The following is a 765-nucleotide window of genomic DNA, read 5'->3' as shown; positions in this document are numbered from 1 at the left end:
CGCCTTGTCAGAAAATCGAAGTGGTGGAAGCCGCCCACCCGGTGCCTGACGCCGCTGGCCTGGCCGTGGCCCAACGGGTGCTGGAGCTGGTGAGCAATCTCAGCGAAGACGACCGGGTGATCTTCCTCTTGTCCGGCGGCGGTTCGGCCCTGCTCGCCTTGCCGGCCGAAGGCATCACCCTGGCCGACAAGCAATCGACCAACAAAGCCTTGCTCAAATCCGGCGCGACCATCGGCGAGATGAACTGCGTGCGCAAGCATCTCTCGGCGATCAAGGGCGGGCGCCTGGGCAAGGCCTGCTGGCCGGCGACGGTGTACACCTACGCGATTTCCGATGTGCCAGGGGATCTGGCCACGGTCATCGCTTCCGGCCCCACCGTGGCCGACCCCAGCACCTCGGCCGAAGCCCTGGCGATTCTCCAGCGCTACCAGATCGAGGTGCCCGCGTCGGTGCGCAACTGGCTGCACAGCCCGGCGTCGGAAACCGTCAAGCCCGGTGACCCGAGCCTCGCCCGCAGCCACTTCCAGTTGATCGCCCGCCCCCAGCAGTCATTGGAGGCTGCGGCAGTGAAGGCCCGGCAGGCCGGTTTCAGCCCATTGATCCTCGGCGATCTGGAAGGCGAATCCCGGGAAGTGGCGAAAGTCCACGCCGGCATCGCCCGGCAAATCGCCCTGCACGGCCAGCCGCTGGCAGCACCGTGCGTGATTCTCTCCGGCGGTGAAACCACCGTCACCGTGCGCGGCGATGGCCGTGGCGGGCGCAATG

The 765-nt window shown here is 67.5% G+C and carries 1 protein-coding gene; it reads left to right on the top strand.

The features are described from left to right. Nucleotides 1-765: DUF4147 domain-containing protein (locus J3361_RS29265; RefSeq protein ID WP_207967450.1), on the top strand; the 765-nt coding region annotated here is incomplete at both ends.

This window comes from Pseudomonas sp. OA65 (assembly GCF_017498305.1).
In the GTDB taxonomy this organism is placed as follows: Bacteria; Pseudomonadota; Gammaproteobacteria; order Pseudomonadales; family Pseudomonadaceae; genus Aquipseudomonas; species Aquipseudomonas zanjanensis.
The sequence above is the reverse complement of the archived record's forward strand: the minus strand, read 5'-3'. Positions and strand labels throughout refer to the sequence as shown.